At 62.3% G+C, this 440-nt stretch carries 1 protein-coding gene; it reads right to left on the bottom strand.

All coding sequences use genetic code 11. The features are described from left to right. Positions 1–440 (bottom strand): glycine--tRNA ligase subunit alpha (locus ACU8YC_RS27895; RefSeq protein ID WP_446896383.1); only part of this gene is annotated, 440 nt, incomplete at both ends.

Here is a 440-nt window from a genome sequence, read left to right as displayed (position 1 = left end):
AGGTAGCTCTGGGCGATCGAACGGGCCAGGCTGCGCACGCGCAGGATGTACTGCTGGCGCGCGGTGACCGAAATGGCGCGACGGGCATCGAGCAGGTTGAAGGTGTGCGAGGCCTTGACCACCATCTCGTAGGCCGGCAGCGGCAGCTCGGCGGCCATCAGCCGGTTGGCTTCGCTCTCGTAGAAATCGAAGAGTTCGAACAGCTTCGGCACATTGGCGTGCTCGAAGTTGTAGGTCGACTGCTCCACCTCGTTCTGGTGGAACACATCGCCATAGGTCACGGTGCCGAACGGACCGTCGGCCCAGATCAGGTCGTAGACCGAGTCGACACCCTGCAGGTACATGGCCAGGCGCTCCAGTCCATAGGTGATTTCACCGGTGACCGGGTAGCACTCGACGCCGCCGACCTGCTGGAAGTAGGTGAACTGGGTGACTTCCAT

The sequence above is a fragment of the Citrobacter sp. VF227 genome, assembly GCF_052950715.1.
This window is presented reverse-complemented; position numbering and strand designations above follow the sequence as displayed.